The sequence below is a fragment of the Alkalihalophilus pseudofirmus genome (assembly GCF_029094545.1).
Classification (GTDB): domain Bacteria; phylum Bacillota; class Bacilli; order Bacillales; family Bacillaceae_D; genus Alkalihalophilus; species Alkalihalophilus pseudofirmus.
On record NZ_CP117835.1, the window covers coordinates 411,799 to 428,388 of the forward strand.

The 16,590-nt window shown below is 39.8% G+C and carries 15 protein-coding genes; 14 read left to right on the forward strand and 1 reads right to left on the reverse strand.

What is annotated here, in order from left to right; translation table 11 throughout:
* The first annotated feature begins 434 nt into the window (after positions 1-434).
* The 8 genes from putP (at position 435) to PQ478_RS02205 (ending at position 10,376) form a co-directional block, all read left to right on the forward strand.
* The gene (gene putP / locus PQ478_RS02170; RefSeq protein ID WP_289235678.1) at positions 435-1,943 is read left to right on the forward strand and encodes a sodium/proline symporter PutP; all 1,509 of its coding nucleotides are present in this window, start codon (positions 435-437) and stop codon (positions 1,941-1,943) included.
* Positions 1,944-2,131: 188 nt separating this feature from the next.
* Complete coding sequence (gene gatC / locus PQ478_RS02175; RefSeq protein ID WP_012957400.1) at positions 2,132-2,422, forward strand: Asp-tRNA(Asn)/Glu-tRNA(Gln) amidotransferase subunit GatC; 291 nt, start codon at positions 2,132-2,134, stop codon at positions 2,420-2,422.
* A 17-nt stretch (positions 2,423-2,439) separates the two neighbouring features.
* Positions 2,440-3,897: an Asp-tRNA(Asn)/Glu-tRNA(Gln) amidotransferase subunit GatA gene (gatA, locus tag PQ478_RS02180; RefSeq protein ID WP_289235679.1), complete on the forward strand. Its 1,458-nt coding sequence runs from the start codon at positions 2,440-2,442 to the stop codon at positions 3,895-3,897.
* A 15-nt stretch (positions 3,898-3,912) separates the two neighbouring features.
* Positions 3,913-5,340 (forward strand): Asp-tRNA(Asn)/Glu-tRNA(Gln) amidotransferase subunit GatB, encoded by a 1,428-nt coding sequence (gene gatB / locus PQ478_RS02185; protein WP_289235680.1) that lies wholly within the window; start codon positions 3,913-3,915, stop codon positions 5,338-5,340.
* Between the two features lie 349 nt (positions 5,341-5,689).
* Positions 5,690-6,592 (forward strand): diacylglycerol kinase, encoded by a 903-nt coding sequence (locus PQ478_RS02190; RefSeq protein WP_289235681.1) that lies wholly within the window; start codon positions 5,690-5,692, stop codon positions 6,590-6,592.
* Positions 6,593-6,857: 265 nt separating this feature from the next.
* Complete coding sequence (gene rlmD / locus PQ478_RS02195; protein WP_289235682.1) at positions 6,858-8,234, forward strand: 23S rRNA (uracil(1939)-C(5))-methyltransferase RlmD; 1,377 nt, start codon at positions 6,858-6,860, stop codon at positions 8,232-8,234.
* A 243-nt stretch (positions 8,235-8,477) separates the two neighbouring features.
* Positions 8,478-9,197: a DUF421 domain-containing protein gene (locus PQ478_RS02200; protein ID WP_289235683.1), complete on the forward strand. Its 720-nt coding sequence runs from the start codon at positions 8,478-8,480 to the stop codon at positions 9,195-9,197.
* A 333-nt stretch (positions 9,198-9,530) separates the two neighbouring features.
* Complete coding sequence (locus PQ478_RS02205) at positions 9,531-10,376, forward strand: AraC family transcriptional regulator (RefSeq protein ID WP_289235684.1); 846 nt, start codon at positions 9,531-9,533, stop codon at positions 10,374-10,376.
* Between the two features lie 88 nt (positions 10,377-10,464).
* Here PQ478_RS02205 and PQ478_RS02210 read toward each other — a convergent pair whose 3' ends face one another.
* On the reverse strand, positions 10,465-10,950 hold the full coding sequence (locus PQ478_RS02210; RefSeq protein WP_289235685.1) for a DUF6022 family protein: 486 nt from the start codon (positions 10,948-10,950) through the stop codon (positions 10,465-10,467).
* Between the two features lie 136 nt (positions 10,951-11,086).
* On the opposite strand from PQ478_RS02210, the gene PQ478_RS02215 reads away from it, so the two are divergent.
* The 6 genes from PQ478_RS02215 to PQ478_RS02240 all read left to right on the forward strand — a co-directional run bounded on the left by PQ478_RS02215 (position 11,087) and on the right by PQ478_RS02240 (position 16,538).
* Positions 11,087-11,770, forward strand: a complete 684-nt coding sequence (locus PQ478_RS02215) for a MerR family DNA-binding transcriptional regulator (RefSeq protein WP_289235686.1) — start codon at positions 11,087-11,089, stop codon at positions 11,768-11,770.
* A 30-nt stretch (positions 11,771-11,800) separates the two neighbouring features.
* Entirely contained in the window at positions 11,801-12,106 is a 306-nt protein-coding gene (locus tag PQ478_RS02220) for a DUF3219 family protein (protein WP_289235687.1), read from the forward strand.
* A 117-nt stretch (positions 12,107-12,223) separates the two neighbouring features.
* Positions 12,224-13,141, forward strand: coding sequence for a LysR family transcriptional regulator (locus PQ478_RS02225; RefSeq protein ID WP_289235688.1), 918 nt, complete (start codon positions 12,224-12,226; stop codon positions 13,139-13,141).
* A gap of 119 nt (positions 13,142-13,260) precedes the next feature.
* Positions 13,261-14,364, forward strand: coding sequence for a 5-methyltetrahydropteroyltriglutamate--homocysteine S-methyltransferase (locus PQ478_RS02230; RefSeq protein ID WP_289235689.1), 1,104 nt, complete (start codon positions 13,261-13,263; stop codon positions 14,362-14,364).
* Positions 14,365-14,555: 191 nt separating this feature from the next.
* A complete protein-coding gene (locus tag PQ478_RS02235) occupies positions 14,556-15,203 on the forward strand; it encodes a YdeI/OmpD-associated family protein (RefSeq protein ID WP_289235690.1) in 648 nt (215 codons plus the stop codon).
* A gap of 351 nt (positions 15,204-15,554) precedes the next feature.
* Entirely contained in the window at positions 15,555-16,538 is a 984-nt protein-coding gene (locus PQ478_RS02240) for a tRNA dihydrouridine synthase (RefSeq protein ID WP_289236927.1), read from the forward strand.
* Positions 16,539-16,590: the final 52 nt, after the last annotated feature.

Consider the following 16,590-nt stretch of genomic DNA (forward strand, 5'->3'; position numbering starts at 1 on the left):
CCTCGAATAATAATTGACAGCTTCTGTAGGATAATGGGAAATACTATAAGTCCTTTATCCTAATAAAGAAATTAATGATCATTTATTTTCATGAATATATATGTCTATATAGTGGATAAAACGGTTACATGAACAGTAATGTTGTATATTTATACATTTGGAGATTTTAAAAATAAAGAACTGAATGTTCTGAATAGGATAGTGTGTTATGATTGCTTTCGGAAATGCTGTTATGACCTTCGCGGGTTGTCAGCAGACGGGGCATGAACAAAATAATAAATGCATATTCATTGTATAAATGCTATTTATTAGAATGGAGGTGATTGGATGGATTACGGATTAACAACAGCTACTTGGTTGCTTTTGTATATCCCCATGCCATTATTAATTTTGTTTTCATTGGTTTCGTTACTGAATAGAAGGAGAGGATAACGTTGGAATTAGCTACGATTATTACATTTATCGTGTATTTAGTTGGTATGCTCGTTATTGGTTTAATAGCATACAAAATGACAAGTAATTTATCAGATTATGTTTTAGGTGGTCGTCGATTAGGCGGAAGTGTTGCTGCACTTAGTGCGGGGGCATCTGATATGAGTAGTTGGCTATTACTAGGTCTACCGGGCGCTATGTATGTTGGTGGTATGAGTGAAATATGGCTCGCGGTTGGTTTAGCAGTTGGTGCATATTTAAATTGGCAGTTTATGGCGGCACGTCTTCGTAAGTACACAAAGGTTGCGAATGATTCCATTACTCTACCAGATTTCTTAGAGCATCGTTTTAAAGATAGCTCTAAGTCGCTTCGTATTATTTCAGCACTCGTTATTTTAGTATTCTTCGCTTTCTACACGTCTTCAGGACTTGTAGGAGGGGCATTGTTATTTGAATCATCATTTGGAATGACGTATACTCAAGCACTTTGGATTGGTGCCATTGTTATTATTTCTTACACATTCCTTGGTGGTTTCTTAGCAGTCAGCTGGACAGACTTTTTCCAAGGGATCTTAATGTTCTTAGCATTAGTCATTGTTCCGATTGTCGCTATTTCTGAGATGGGCGGCTGGAATGAAACAGTTAATGCGGTAGGTGCCATTGATCCATCTTATCTTGATGCCTTTACAGGAGTTGGAATCATCTCGATTCTATCACTTCTTGCTTGGGGACTTGGTTACTTTGGCCAGCCCCATATTGTAACTCGCTTTATGGCGGTTAAATCCGTTGATGAAATTCCTAAAGCTCGTTTTGTAGGGATGACATGGATGGTCCTTGCACTATTCGGTGCAATCTTCACTGGTTTTATCGGTATTGCATACTTCTCTGTAAATGGTCCTGCTGGTGCAGCGATCGGAGAAGGAGCTCATGAGACGGTGTTTATCTTATTTACGCAAATTCTATTTAATCCATGGGTATCAGGTTTCTTATTAGCAGCGATTCTATCTGCAATCATGTCAACGATTGACTCACAGCTGCTTGTATCATCAAGTGCGCTTGCTGAGGATGTGTATAAAGGCTTCCTGCGTAAAGATGCATCTCAAACGGAGTTAGTTTGGGTCGGCCGTATCGGGGTCGTTGTGATTGCTTTAATCGCGATTGCATTAGCTTATAATCCTGAAAGCTCTGTTCTTGAACTGGTAGGATATGCGTGGGCTGGTTTCGGTGCTGCATTCGGTCCGGTTCTGCTTCTTGCATTGTTCTGGAAACGTATGACGCGTAACGGGGCACTTGCCGGTATGATTGTCGGTGGTGTGACTGTTATCGTTTGGGCAGAACTTGATCGCTGGTTTGGCTTAAGTGCTGATCAGTTCCCAATCCTAGGTCTATATGAAATCATCCCAGGTTTCATTTTTGCGTGGATTGCAGCAATGGTCTTCAGTATCCTTGATAAAGAACCATCTGAAGAGATTCAAGCTGAATTTGATCAAGTAAATGAAGAATTAAAATAATAGAATGACGAGAGGGCTGATCCGATGCAGATCAGCCCTTTTTTTTATTATCTAAATATAGTATATGAAGCTCCTTTAAAGTAATAAAGAGGCATTGATACTATTGGGCTTTGTTGCCTATAGGTATGTAATTTGGTATCATTATGAATATTGTCTACATGCACGAAAACTTAGTGGAGGTGATTGAGATGTCACGAATCTCAACGGATGAAGTAAAGCACGTTGCTAACCTAGCAAGGCTCGCTATTACTGAAGAAGAAGCGGAAATGTTTCAAGGACAGCTTGATGCTATTATCACATTTGCAGAACAGCTGAATGAACTCGATACAACAGGAGTAGAACCTACTTCTCACGTTCTTGATATGAAGAATGTATTACGCGAAGATAAGCCAGCTGAAGGATTGCCAATTAAAGATGTACTTAAAAATGCACCAGATCATGAAGATGGCCACATTAGAGTGCCGTCTATTATGGATTAGCAGGGAGGGTTCGCTTCATGTCATTATTTGATCATAAAATGAAAGATTTACATACGATGCTTCACAATAAAGAAGTCAAAGTTTCAGAGCTTGTTGACGAGTCGTACAAGCGTATTGCCCAAGTCGATGACAAAGTAGGTGCTTTTTTAGCGTTAGATGAGGAAAAAGCTCGTGCCTATGCAAAAGAGCTCGACGAGGCACTAGGAACGGAAACATCTCGCGGTTTATTATTCGGTATGCCGATCGGCGTTAAGGATAATATCGTCACAAGAGATTTACGTACGACTTGCTCAAGCCGTATTTTAGAAAATTTTGATCCAATCTATGATGCAACGGTTGTTCAGAAGCTAAGAGACGCGCAGTCTGTAACGATCGGTAAGTTAAACATGGATGAATTTGCGATGGGCTCATCAACAGAGAACTCTGCCTATAAAGAAACGAAAAATCCATGGAACCTTGACTACGTACCAGGCGGGTCAAGCGGTGGTTCAGCAGCAGCTGTTGCAGCAGGCGAAGTTCCTTTTACACTAGGTTCTGATACGGGCGGTTCGATTCGGCAGCCGGCAGCCTATTGCGGAGTCGTTGGATTAAAGCCTACATATGGACGAGTTTCACGATTTGGATTAGTAGCATTCGCTTCATCACTTGATCAAATCGGTCCTGTCACTCGTAATGTTGAAGATAATGCCTACTTACTGCAAGCAATATCAGGTGTCGATCCAATGGACGGCACATCTGCTCCAGTTGATGTACCTGACTTTTTATCAGCTCTTACAGGAGATGTTAAAGGGCTTAAAATTGCTGTGCCTAAAGAGTATTTAGGCGAAGGCGTAGATGAGAACGTCAAGCAGTCTGTTCTTGATTCCTTGAAGGTTCTTGAAGCCCAAGGTGCAACATGGGAAGAGGTATCTCTTCCGCATTCTAAATACGCTCTTGCAACGTATTACTTACTCTCTTCATCAGAGGCATCAGCGAACCTTTCTCGCTTTGACGGGGTACGTTATGGCTACCGTACCGATAATGCCGATAACTTAATTGATATGTATAAACAAACACGTGCAGAAGGCTTCGGTAACGAGGTGAAGCGCCGTATCATGCTTGGAACCTTTGCTCTAAGCTCTGGATACTATGATGCTTACTACAAAAAAGCCCAGCAGGTTCGTACGTTAATCAAGCAGGACTTTGATAAAATATTTGAAAATTACGATGTTATTATTGGACCGACAACACCGACGCCTGCTTTCAAGATCGGTGAGAAAACAGACGATCCGCTAACGATGTATGCCAACGATATTTTAACTATCCCAGTGAACTTAGCTGGTGTACCTGGTATCTCTGTGCCTTGTGGCTTCCAAGACGGTCTTCCTTTAGGCCTGCAAATTATCGGAAAGCACTTTGATGAGAGCACAATCTACCGTGTGGCGCATGTGTTTGAACAAGCAACGGACTATCATACAAAGAAACCAACATTGTAAGGGGTGAGATCAGCGATGAATTTTGAAACAATTATTGGTCTTGAAGTACACGTAGAATTAAAAACAGAATCAAAAATTTTCTCATCAAGCCCGAACCACTTCGGTTCAGAACCTAACACAAATACAAGTGTCATCGACCTAGGCTATCCTGGTGTGCTGCCTGTGTTAAATAAACGCGCAGTAGAGTATGCGATGAAAGCAGCAATGGCGCTAAACTGTGAAGTGGCAACAGACACTAAATTTGACCGTAAAAACTACTTCTACCCAGATAATCCGAAAGCCTATCAGATTTCGCAATTTGATAAACCGATTGGGGAAAACGGATATATTGATATCGAAGTAGACGGTAAAACAAAGCGTATCGGTATTACGCGACTGCATTTAGAAGAAGATGCTGGTAAGCTGACTCACTCGGGCAGCTATTCGCTTTGTGACTATAACCGTCAAGGAACACCTTTAATTGAAATTGTATCTGAGCCGGACATCCGCACACCAGAAGAAGCGTATGCGTACTTAGAAAAGCTGAAGTCCATTATTCAATATACAAGTGTATCTGATTGTAAAATGGAAGAGGGTTCTCTGCGTTGTGACGCCAATATCTCTCTGCGCCCGGTAGGACAAGAAAAGTTTGGAACTAAAGCAGAGCTGAAAAACTTAAACTCCTTTAACTTTGTACGCAAAGGACTGGAGTATGAAGAAAAACGTCAAGAGCAAGTGTTGCTCTCAGGCGGCATCATCGAACAGGAAACACGCCGCTTTGACGAAGCGACAGGAAAAACGCTTCTTATGCGTGTAAAGGAAGGTTCAGATGACTATCGTTACTTCCCAGAGCCAGACTTGATTCCGCTTTTCATTGATGATGAGTGGAAAGAGCGCATCCGTGCTGAAATTCCGGAGCTTCCTGATGCAAGAAAGAAGCGTTATGTAGAAGAGCTTGGGCTGCCAGAATACGATGCAGGCGTATTAACTGTAACGAAAGAAATGGCTGATTTCTTTGAAGCAACGGTTGAACAAGGCGGAGACGCCAAGCTTGCTTCAAACTGGCTGATGGGCTCAGTAAATGAGTACTTAAATGCCGAGCAGAAAGAGCTTGGAGACGTAGCTCTAACTCCAGATGGTCTTGCGAAAATGATCCAACTGATTGAGAAAGGCACCATTTCATCTAAGATAGCGAAAAAAGTCTTCAAGGATTTAATCGAAAAAGGCGGAGATCCTGAACAGATCGTTAAAGACAAAGGTCTTGTGCAAATCTCTGATGAAGGCGAGCTTCTTAAGATGGTAACTGAAGTTCTTGATAACAACGATCAATCCGTTGAAGATTTCAAAAACGGAAAAGAACGCGCGATCGGATTCCTAGTCGGCCAAATTATGAAAGCCTCAAAAGGAAAAGCCAACCCGCAAATGGTAAACAAGATCTTATTAGAAGAAATCAAAAAGCGCTAATCAGAGCGTTATATCAAAACGTTAATCTCCTGCAACGGGGACAAGCATAAAGCGAGTGGAGAACCTGTGCGGTTAGCCGCTCGCTTTTTTCTGAGAGGAAGTGGACGAATGATTTACGGCTATATTTTAGTCGGACTGTTAATTATCGTTGGCTGGGTGTATATCATTAAGAAAAATAAACAATAAAAAAGAGTTAAGGTGCTTGTCATGGACCTGATATTTGTTCATACAATGTAGGTAAGCAATATTAATTGTCCTTTTCTTCTTAATTAGGTTACAATACAAGCATAAATAAGCTGACAAATAGTGGATTTGGGTAAAGTTAATTTAATTAAAGTAGGGGATCTCAATGAAAAAAGCACGTCTTATCTACAACCCGACGTCTGGACGTGAACAGATTCGTAAAAATTTAGCCTACGTTCTAGAACGTTTAGAGAAGGCAGGGTATGAAACGTCTGCTCATGCGACAACAGGAGAGGGCTGTGCCAAAAGAGCAGCTAAGCTCGCGGCTGAACGGGGAACTGATCTCGTCATTGCGGCAGGCGGAGACGGGACAATATTTGAAGTGGTAAATGGATTGGCCGAACTAGATGAGCGTCCAATGATCGGTCTGATTCCAGCAGGGACGACCAATGATTTTGCACGGGCTCTTCATATTCCAAAAGAAATTGAAAAAGCATGCGATGTGCTGTGTGACGGCCATATTGAACCAATTGATATTGGACGAGTGAATGATAAATACTTTATTAATATCGCAGCAGGCGGAACACTGACTGAACTCACATATGAAGTGCCTAGTAAGATGAAGACAATGGTCGGCCAGCTTGCCTACTACATTAAAGGGCTCGAAAAGCTGCCGCAAATTGCACCGACTCACGTTAAGATTGAATATGATGGAAAGCTGTTTGAAGGAGAAATTATGATGTTTCTCGTTTCCAATACGAATTCTGTCGGAGGGTTTGAGCGTCTCGCACCAAAGGCTTCGCTGCAGGACGGGATGTTTGACTTTATCGTTGTTAAAAAGATCTCTTTCCCAGAATTTCTGCACCTGACCACACTTGCGATGCGAGGAGAACACCTCAACCATCCAAAAGTAATGTATGTTCAGGCAAACCGTATTAAAGTGCAAGTGGAAAGCGATATGCAGCTGAACCTAGACGGTGAATACGGAGGCGTCCTTCCAGCCGAATTCGTGAACCTCTATCAACATTTTCAGATGCTTACACCGAAAAACCGGAAAAAACGTACGTAATATGTGAAGGCTGCGGGATACCTGCAGCTTTTTTGTGTTGTCGGGGTGTGGTTATAGAGGTAATTCGAATGCAAAGAGCATTATTTCGAACAAAGTGGAGCATTTTTCAATCAAGTTATCAATTATTTCGAACACAAGCCTCATTTTTTCGAACAAATCCATCAAGAATATGGAAATTCATATCCGCGCAGAACTTCCATTTCGTAATCCAATCAAACCATGCTACAATCACAAAAGGAAGAAAAGTGAAAAGGACGGCTATATTATGAGCAAACAACAAGCACCAGTTGATAAAAATCAAATCATTGAGGTTAAAATAGAAGATCTTACCCATGACGGAGCAGGTGTCGCGAAAGTAGACGGCTATGCGTTGTTTATTCCAAAGGCGCTGCCAGGGGAGAAAATTAAAGCTAAAGTAGTGAAAGTTAAAAAAGGCTACGGCTTCGCCCGAGTGATGGAGACAATTGAAGAAAGCCCGCACCGCACAGAGCCGCCATGCCCGATCTACCATCAATGCGGAGGCTGTCAGCTGCAGCATATGAGCTACGAGGCGCAGCTTACCTATAAACAAAAGCAAGTGAAAGATGTGCTCGCGCGAATCGGACAAATCACCGACATTCCCGTTCATCCGACACTCGGCATGAATGATCCGTGGCGCTACCGCAATAAAGCGCAAGTGCCGGTAGGAGAAGAGGAAGGCGGACTGATTGCTGGATTCTATCAAGAGCGGAGCCACCGTATCATCGATATGGATGAATGCTTAATTCAACATCAGGAAAATGATGATGTGGTAAGTAAAGTGAAAGAAATAGCGAAGAAATACGGTATTCGCGGTTATGATGAGGACAAGCATAAAGGAACGCTCCGCCACGTCGTTGCACGCTACGGGAAACAAACTGGAGATATCATGGTTGTGCTCGTCACAAGAGGCAAGGAGCTTCCAAATAAAAAGAACATCATTGAAGAAATTAGAGAGTCGATTCCAAACGTAAAATCGATCGTACAAAACATCAATCCAAAACGCACTAATGTCATCTTCGGTGATCAAACGATTGTCTTATGGGGAGACGAATACATTTATGATTCAATCGGGGATATCCGATTTGCGATATCTGCCCGCTCATTCTATCAAGTCAACCCGGATCAAACGAAAGTGCTGTATGATAAAGCGTTAGAATACGCTGATTTAAAAGGTGACGAAACCGTGATCGACGCCTATTGCGGCATCGGAACGATTTCACTGTTCCTCGCTCAAAAAGCAAAGCATGTCTACGGCGTGGAAATAGTCCCAGAGGCGATTTCTGATGCTAAGAAAAATGCTGAGATTAACGGCTTTACGAATGTAGACTTTGCAGTAGGTGAAGCAGAAAACGTCATGCCATGGTGGTACGCACAAGGCATCCGTCCAGATGTTATCGTCGTCGACCCGCCGCGTAAAGGCTGTGATGAAAAGCTTCTAGAAACAATTTTAAGTATGAAGCCAAAACGCGTTGTCTATGTATCCTGTAACCCAGCCACTCTAGCGCGAGATTTGCGAGTGTTAGAAGACGGAGGATATAAGACGAAGGAAGTGCAGCCAGTGGATATGTTTCCGCATTCAACACATGTAGAGACTGTTGCGGTACTAGAAGTAAAGAATTAATTAAAAGAGCCCAAGCTGGGCTCTTTTTTGAGTTTGTAGGGTTTTTTGGTCTATAGCATTAGGTTTCTATTTAATGTAAAGAAGACTCCTACTGTGTATTGCTAATAAGCGTTATTGATAAACATATTGGGCATGAGAATGTGAAAGTAATAACTGCATCTTCTATTGGGGATAACTATCATGAAACTCAGGGAGCAGATCTTCTTCTGCTTATGTACTCCAAAAAGAAAGGTGATTAGATATATGGAGGTCTTAAAAGAGTCAAGTATTATATTAGTGAGAATTATTACGATTTTCCCTTTATTTTTATTAATCACCCAGTATATGGGGAAGCGTTCCATTGGGGAAATGCCTATTTTCGATTTTCTTATTATTATGACCTTAGCCAATGTGGTAGGAGCTGACATTGCTGATCCAAGTGTAGATCACATTTATACTTATTTAGCTATTATCGTTATTCCACTAATACAAAGGTTTACTGCCTACTTATCGATTACGCACCGGAAAATAGGGAAAAAAATCACGTTTGAACCTACGTTGGTTATTCAAGATGGTAAGCTTTTAGTGGAAAACTTAAAAGGTATTAGATATACCATCGACAACGTGCTGCAAATGTTACGACAAAAAAATATATTTGATATAAGTGAAGTGAAAATTGCCATTATTGAAGCGAATGGGCAAATAAGTGTGTTGAAAAAAGAAAATAAATTAGGAGTAACCATTGAGGACTTTAATATAAAAAAGAAAAGTAAAAGTTTGTCTTATCCCTTAATCGTTGAAGGGAAAATTTACGAAGATATCTTAACTTATTTAGGTTTAAATCGACAATGGTTAATTTCTGAATTGCAAAAAAGAAGGGTTGCACAAGTCAATCGTGTCTTTTTCGCTTCCATTAATGACGACCAAGAACTCCACGTTTCTCTAAAAAATGAACAGCAGCAAATGCCGCCTATTTACAACTAACGGAGGGTATAGGTTATAATTTATTATTTTCAACCTTGTACAAAGATAGGGTTAATAGGAGGGGACTATTAGAGAAACGATTGCTTTTAAGGCAATCGTTTTTCATAATGGGTTCCTATTCTGTACCAATGAATGAGATTGTAGTTCATATTGTTTGCTTAAATTAAAAAGGACCTACGAAAAGAAGGGTACGTTTTATAAAGACAAAACTACTTCGTATAAACGAATGATATATTATCATGACTAAAGAATTTTATCCTGCAAAATCGTGCACAGAATGTCGGATGTCTAGATTAAATTCCTGCTATTCTATTGATGAAAGGGGGCATATAAATGGATTTGCTTCACCACATGAATACTGCAATGAAGTATATCGAGGAAAACCTTACTCGTGAGATAGACTTCAAGGTGGTGGCAAGGTTAGCTCACTGTTCTGAATATCATTTTAAAAGAATGTTTTCTTTCCTTGCACGAATATCGTTATCAGAATATATACGTCGCAGAAGACTAACATTAGCAGCATTAGAATTTCAAAATCATAACGTAAAAGTAATTGATGTTGCGATGAAATATGGGTACAACTCACCGGACTCTTTTACTAGAGCGTTTCTTAATGTACATGGAATCACACCATCAGAAGCAAGAAAAAACGGTAGGCAATTAAAAGCATATCCACCCATGACCTTTCAATTATCAATAAAAGGAGGAACTGAAATGAATTATCGTATTGTTGAAAAAGAAGGGTTTAACGTGGTTGGTGTTAAATTTGAAGTTGTGATGATTAATGAGATTCTAACACCAACTTACGAAAGTATGATATCAGCTATCAGTGATACTGAAATGAAAGAGTTAGAAGCTAGTTCGAATATAGAACCTTATGGTGTCGTTCATGTATCAGTAAATTACTCTGAAAGTAAGGAAGGAAAGGCAACTTTTAATCAATATATTGGAGCCGCTACATCAAAAGAGCCGCTAGAAAAATACTCTGTTTTAGAAGTACCTAGCTTATTGTGGGCAGTCTTTGAAATTGATGGGAACTGGGAGCATGTTGAAGAACAGTGGCAACGCATATACTCAGAGTGGCTACCTTCATCCTTATATGAATTGGCAGAAGGACCAGAAATACTAGCTAGCAAAGACCAAAAAAGTGAGATATGGATCTCTATTAAGGAAAAATAGGTATTTCTTGCTTTTAAGTATAAACATTGAGAGAAGCTGGTGAAACGGCTTCTCTCTATAATTGTTGACCCTTCTGCTTTGTCTCACTTTATTTGTCATAGATAGAACGGATCTGTGACCTGATCTCACGTCCATTTGTTGTTTGAAGAGCAAAAAACTTCGGCGGGGCAGGAATGGAGAAGCGTACATGGGAATGTGACATCTCCATAAGAAGTGTACCGATCTCCTTATGCTGACTATTTTTTATCGTAAGCCAAAATACTCTCTTTTCGTTCGCAGGTGTGCCCCATTGTTCTTTTTCAAGAGATTGGCGGAACAGAAGGAAACCAGCAATCACAAAATCATCCGCTTTCACTTCGGCTGCAGAATAGAAACCTGAATCTTCCACTTGCCGCCAGATAGGTCCCAGTAATTTTTCTGCGTACATACCGTAGGTAGCATCTTCATACTCTGGAAATAAGGTTTCAAATTCCACATGGTTGTCTTCAAGGATTCTCTCCCAGTTAGCTTCAACTTCTTCATTCAACGTTTTCTCAATTTCAGTTATGCTCATGTTCTGGCTCAATAAAGTCATAGGTTAATCCCCCTTCTTTTTGATTCATCCTTATCGTACAACCTTAAAGCAAATTGCAAAGTTTGTTATAATGAATAAGGAAGGTTAGTTAGGTTTAGAGGTCAAACCTTGCAAGTAAATTGAAGGAGATCATGCAATGGAGATACTTAAACCTGCCGACATTGCGGCGAAATTAAACGTAAGTACAAACACACTGCGTAACTACGAAGCTAAAGGACTTGTCCCTTCACCAAAACGAACAGCAAGTGGGTACCGTATTTACTCGAGTGTTCATCTTATCTATTTTTCGTGTGTAAAATCACTTTCTGATGGGTTTGGGATGGATGTAGCAGTGAAAGTTATGAAGAGCATAAGGGGTATGAAAATCGATGAAGCTCTTTGGACTCTTAACGACGAGCTGATTCGTAGGGGAGAAGAAAAAAAGTTTGTAATAGAAGCGGTTAAACTAATTGAATACTCGGAGAAAAATTCTTGTCTCTGGTCGTTAGGGGAAGCAGCAGAAAGAATGAATGTTTCCCGAACAGCCATCAGATATTGGGATAAAGAAGGGTATATACGAGCTATCCGAGATTCAGACAGCGGCTACCGTACATTTGATGGTCTTCAATTGGCTAAAATAAGCCTGCTTAAAGCGATTAATCACCGATATTATACGGATGAAAATGCAAGGATGAAGGACAGGTTCGAGGGAACTGAGGGGGCAGAGGCATGTCGAAAGCTTGCTTCTGAGGTTCTAACATTGCTAGGCATACGGAATAGAAGACAGTTGAAAGCGATGGCCTATGTAGAAAAACTTCTGGAGGTAATTGAATTTGAATAAGCTCGTTGCAAAGGAAATGGAGATGATTTTATGGCGAAAAAAATAATATTAAATCAGACTGTGATTAAGGTGCAGAGTTTCAAAGAAAGGAAAGTAAATAATAACCATGAAATTTCAGTTGTCTTTCACGTTACGAGTGAAGAGTATCATGATATAGCAACGTTACTATATCAAGGGACATTTGATGTAAAAGTACCTGAGAGAAGCTTATCGTTTAGAGGAAGCATCGTGCAATATTCTACTTCAATTACAAATTTATACGAAAAAGGGCAAGTCGGGAACTATTCATTAACTTTGCTTGAAAACGCTAAAGAAACGGATGCAGCCATAAAGTGAAGTGTTTGCGTGTTTGAATCTAATAGAAATAATAAATATCACCTTTGGGTATATGAGAAGGTAAGGAGTGACATTAGCCAGATTCTATTAGATAACTAGAAACAGAAAGGATTAAAAATGACATTACAACAACTAAAATACGTAATTGAAGTAGCAAGATGCCGTTCCATTAACAAGGCTGCACAGAAGCTTTTTATTAGCCAACCCAGTCTATCAAATGCACTAAAAGAGCTGGAAGAAGAAATCGGAATCACGATTTTTTCACGAACTAATAAGGGAATTGTCGTTACTCATGAGGGTTCGGAGTTCTTAGGTTATGCAAGGCAGGTGGCAGAGCAAGCAGAACTTTTAGAAAACCGTTATACTAAAACTTCCTCAAAGCAACAAAGTTTCTCTGTGTCTGCCCAGCATTATGCCTTTGCCGTTAGTGCTTTTGTGAGGCTGCTTAAAGAGTATGACCGAGAGGAGTATGAGTTCACCTTACGAGAAACAAGAACATATGAAATTATTGATGATGTGAGGAACCTCCGCAGTGAAATCGGTATTTTATACCTGAATGATTTTAATCGAAATGTGCTTCGAAAATTTTTGAGAGAAGGAAATTTAACGTTTCATGAGCTTTTTATCGCAAAGCCTCATGTTTTCATTAGTTCCACCAATCCACTGTCTGAAAAGGACTTTGTTACATTAGATGACTTGATTCCTTATCCTTACCTTTCTTATGAGCAGGGGGACTATAATTCCTTTTATTTTTCAGAGGAGATTCTAAGCACGCTTTCGAGGCAAAAAAATATACGGGTGAGTGATCGCGCCACTTTATTTAACTTGCTGATAGGATTAAATGGCTATACCATTTCCACTGGTGTGATCAGTCATAAGTTAAATAGCAAAGATATTATTGCTGTTCCGTTAAGAGTAGAAGAACAGATACATGTCGGTTATATTACTCATAAACATTTGACAACGAGTACGTTAGGCAGGATCTATATTCAATATTTAAAGGAAACAATTGAAGAAGAATTACAGCAGTTATAGCTTGAAACTATAACAAGGAATAGATTTAATGTCTTACATTATAATAATCTCCCCATGCTACACTTATCCTAGATCAAGCATTGAGAATATTAAATCTTTTAGGAAGTGGGAGAATATTAATGACTAAAACTATTGTTCGAGCACCATTTAGAGCTGATCATGTGGGAAGCCTATTAAGACCAGAAAGAATACATACTGCAAGAAAAGATTTCCAAAGGGACAAGATTACCGCTCAAGAACTCCATCAAATTGAAACAGAAGAAATTAAAAGGATCGTTGACAAGCAAATCAAAGTAGGACTTCAAGCTGTAACAGATGGAGAGTTCCGCCGTAGATTTTGGCATACTGATTTCCTTGAGCATTTGAATGGCGTAGAAGGATACGTACCAGACTACGGATTTGCCTTCAAAGGGGAGGAGACAGAAAGATATGATGTACGTGTTACTGGAAAAGTCTCATTTAACCCAAACCATCCTCATATTAAAGACTTTATCGAATTTAAAGAAATTGTGGGCGGACGTGCTGTCGCAAAATTAACTATACCAAGTCCAAACCAAATGTTTAACGCAGGCATCCGCAATGTAGACATTTATCCAGATATCGAAGAATATACAAAGGATATTATTCAAACCTATCGCGAGGCAATTAAAGCCTTTTATGAAGCCGGATGTCGGTATTTACAATTAGATGATGTTTATATTGCTGGGCTGAACGCATCAGAAATTCCGTTTAATGACAGCGGGTATTCACGTGAGGAATTAATAGACTTAGCTTTACGTGTAGTAAACGGAGTATTAGAAGATAAACCGGAAGATTTAATCATCACCACACATCTTTGCCGTGGAAACTACCGCTCTAAATGGGCCTTTGAAGGGAGTTACGCACAAATTGCTCCAACCTTATTTGCAAAAGAAAAGGTAAACGGATTTTTCCTCGAATATGATGATGACCGTTCTGGTGATTTTGGTCCGTTGGAATACATTCCAACAGGCGGTCCACAAGTAGTGCTAGGCGTGTTCACATCAAAACATGGTCAATTAGAAGACAAGGAAACGATTAAAGCTCGTGTTGAAGAGGCTGCAAAATATGTGCCACTAGAACAATTATGTATTAGTCCTCAATGTGGCTTTGCCTCAACTCATCATGGAAACATTTTAACAGAGGAAGAGCAGTGGACGAAACTTAAATATATAGTAGACATTTCAAAAGAGATTTGGGAATAAGGGTTTTAACAAATTGCATTTTAAATACTAGGTGCATAACGATTAGGAGGTGAACCAGATATTATTGGTTCATCTTTTTTATGCAGGGTTAATGATATAAGTATTAGGATAGTACAAACTGGTTCATAGTGGATATAATAACTAAGTAATCTAACTTAAATTTGAAACGGCTGTATAAAAAGGAGAAGAACATGGACATTATTGATAAGTTAAAACTGGATAAATATCAAAATATGGTCGTGCTACATCAACCAAATGATTATGACATGTTTAAAGGATTTAATTCGGAAGTATCAGGAAAGCATGATGCTATCTTCATCTTTGTTGAAACCATTGAAGAAATAGTAAATGAAACTCAAACAATACTTAATGAGCAAAACTTACTAGATAAAGGATATTTATTTTTTGCTTATCCGAAAAAAGGGAACAAGAGATATAGTACGTTTGTTCATAGAGATGAAATTTTTCCCGCATTGAAAGTAGGGGAAGATGGATATGTGAAAAATAGTGATTTGAAATTTTCGCGAATGGTAAGTATGGACCACGTATTCACAGTGGTTGGATTAAAGCATGAAAAAAAACAACTTAAAAAGTCACCCTCTGCAAGTCAGTGTGTTGCAGATTATGAGGAGAATATTAAAGAGGTAGAAAAGTTATTAACCATGCATCCAACTGAACTTAAGTTTTATCAGAGTTTAACTCCAGGTTACCAAAGGGATTGGGCTCGCTACATCTTTTCTGCTAAGCAACAAAAAACTCGTGATAAACGCCACCTCCAAATGGTTGATATCTTATCTCAAGGATATAAGTCGATTGATTTGTTTAGACAAAAGAAGTAATTTACTGTAATGATGTAACGTAAAGTTACAGAGGGAGTGCTGAGGCCACTCCTTTTTTACTGAAAGAAACTCAGGTTTCTAAAGGAAAGGAAATTTCCTTTTCCTTGTTTATCAACATATAGAAGTAATGGATTGATGAACATAAAATTATAATACTGGTAATAACTTGAACATTCCTTTTTCCGTTTGATAAAAAATGCATAAGCATGGTATAAATTTAAAAGATACTTGGACATTCTACTTCTGAATTTTGGGGTCTCGGCTTGGTCTGATATTCCAACAGGAGAGAGTTTGACTATAAATATGGATGTGAAGAAAATGAACTTAAATATAAATAAGGGTTCCAACACAATGAAAGATAACTTCTGGGCTGATCTACCGCGTCCTTTCTTTATCCTGGCGCCAATGGAAGAAGTGACGGACGTTGTTTTTCGTCATGTAGTAAGTGAGGCGGCTAGACCGGATGTGTTTTTCACTGAGTTTACAAACAGCGAGAGCTATTGTCACCCGGATGGGATGAAAAGTGTCCGTGGGCGTTTGACTTTTACAGAGGATGAGCAGCCGATTGTCGCTCATATATGGGGGGACAAGCCTGAATACTTCCGTCAAATGAGTATTGGGATGGCGGAGCTTGGCTTTAAAGGCTTGGACATTAATATGGGCTGTCCTGTACCTAATGTGGTACAGAACGGGAAGGGAAGCGGCTTGATCCGCCGTCCTGAAGTGGCAGCCGAATTAATCCAAGCAGCCAAAGCTGGCGGGCTGCCTGTAAGTGTAAAGACAAGGATTGGTTTCGCCGAGGTAGACGAATGGCGGGACTGGCTGACTCACATTCTTAAGCAAGATATTGTGAACCTTTCTATTCATCTGCGTACAAGGAATGAAATGAGTAAAGTCGATGCTCATTGGGAGTTGATCCCTGAGATTAAGAAATTGCGTGACGAGGTGGCGCCTCATACACTTCTCACGATTAATGGAGATATCCCTGACCGTCAAACTGGCTTGAAGCTTGTTGAGCAATATGGGGTTGATGGTGTGATGATTGGGCGAGGTATTTTCCATAATCCATTTGCCTTTGAAAAGGAACCGAAAGATCACAGCAGTAAGGAGTTACTTGATCTCTTAAGATTGCATCTAGATCTCTATGATAAATACTCACATTTAGAGCTGCGTCCGTTCAAGGCTCTTCACCGCTTTTTTAAGATTTATGTCAAAGGATTTAGAGGTGCGGGTCAATTAAGAAACGAACTAATGAACACCGAATCAACAGATGAAGTACGTGACTTGCTTGATCAATTTGAATCGGTGAATTTGGAGAGAATGAAGGAAGAGTAGAAGGTCACATTCAAGTGAATAAAAAGCAGAAAGAGTCTTTCAAATGAAAAGG

Excerpts from the sequence above, each read along its gene's own strand:
- gatB (WP_289235680.1), top strand. The coding sequence starts at position 3,913 with ATGAATTTTGAAACAATTATTGGTCTTGAAGTACACGTAGAATTAAAA.
- PQ478_RS02190 (WP_289235681.1), top strand. The coding sequence starts at position 5,690 with ATGAAAAAAGCACGTCTTATCTACAACCCGACGTCTGGACGTGAACAG.
- gatC (WP_012957400.1), top strand. The coding sequence starts at position 2,132 with ATGTCACGAATCTCAACGGATGAAGTAAAGCACGTTGCTAACCTAGCA.
- PQ478_RS02220 (WP_289235687.1), top strand. The coding sequence starts at position 11,801 with ATGGCGAAAAAAATAATATTAAATCAGACTGTGATTAAGGTGCAGAGT.
- gatA (WP_289235679.1), top strand. The coding sequence starts at position 2,440 with ATGTCATTATTTGATCATAAAATGAAAGATTTACATACGATGCTTCAC.
- PQ478_RS02225 (WP_289235688.1), top strand. The coding sequence starts at position 12,224 with ATGACATTACAACAACTAAAATACGTAATTGAAGTAGCAAGATGCCGT.
- PQ478_RS02200 (WP_289235683.1), top strand. The coding sequence starts at position 8,478 with ATGGAGGTCTTAAAAGAGTCAAGTATTATATTAGTGAGAATTATTACG.
- PQ478_RS02240 (WP_289236927.1), top strand. The coding sequence starts at position 15,555 with ATGAAAGATAACTTCTGGGCTGATCTACCGCGTCCTTTCTTTATCCTG.
- PQ478_RS02205 (WP_289235684.1), top strand. The coding sequence starts at position 9,531 with ATGGATTTGCTTCACCACATGAATACTGCAATGAAGTATATCGAGGAA.
- PQ478_RS02210 (WP_289235685.1), bottom strand. The coding sequence starts at position 10,950 with ATGACTTTATTGAGCCAGAACATGAGCATAACTGAAATTGAGAAAACG.
- PQ478_RS02235 (WP_289235690.1), top strand. The coding sequence starts at position 14,556 with ATGGACATTATTGATAAGTTAAAACTGGATAAATATCAAAATATGGTC.
- PQ478_RS02215 (WP_289235686.1), top strand. The coding sequence starts at position 11,087 with ATGGAGATACTTAAACCTGCCGACATTGCGGCGAAATTAAACGTAAGT.
- PQ478_RS02230 (WP_289235689.1), top strand. The coding sequence starts at position 13,261 with ATGACTAAAACTATTGTTCGAGCACCATTTAGAGCTGATCATGTGGGA.
- rlmD (WP_289235682.1), top strand. The coding sequence starts at position 6,858 with ATGAGCAAACAACAAGCACCAGTTGATAAAAATCAAATCATTGAGGTT.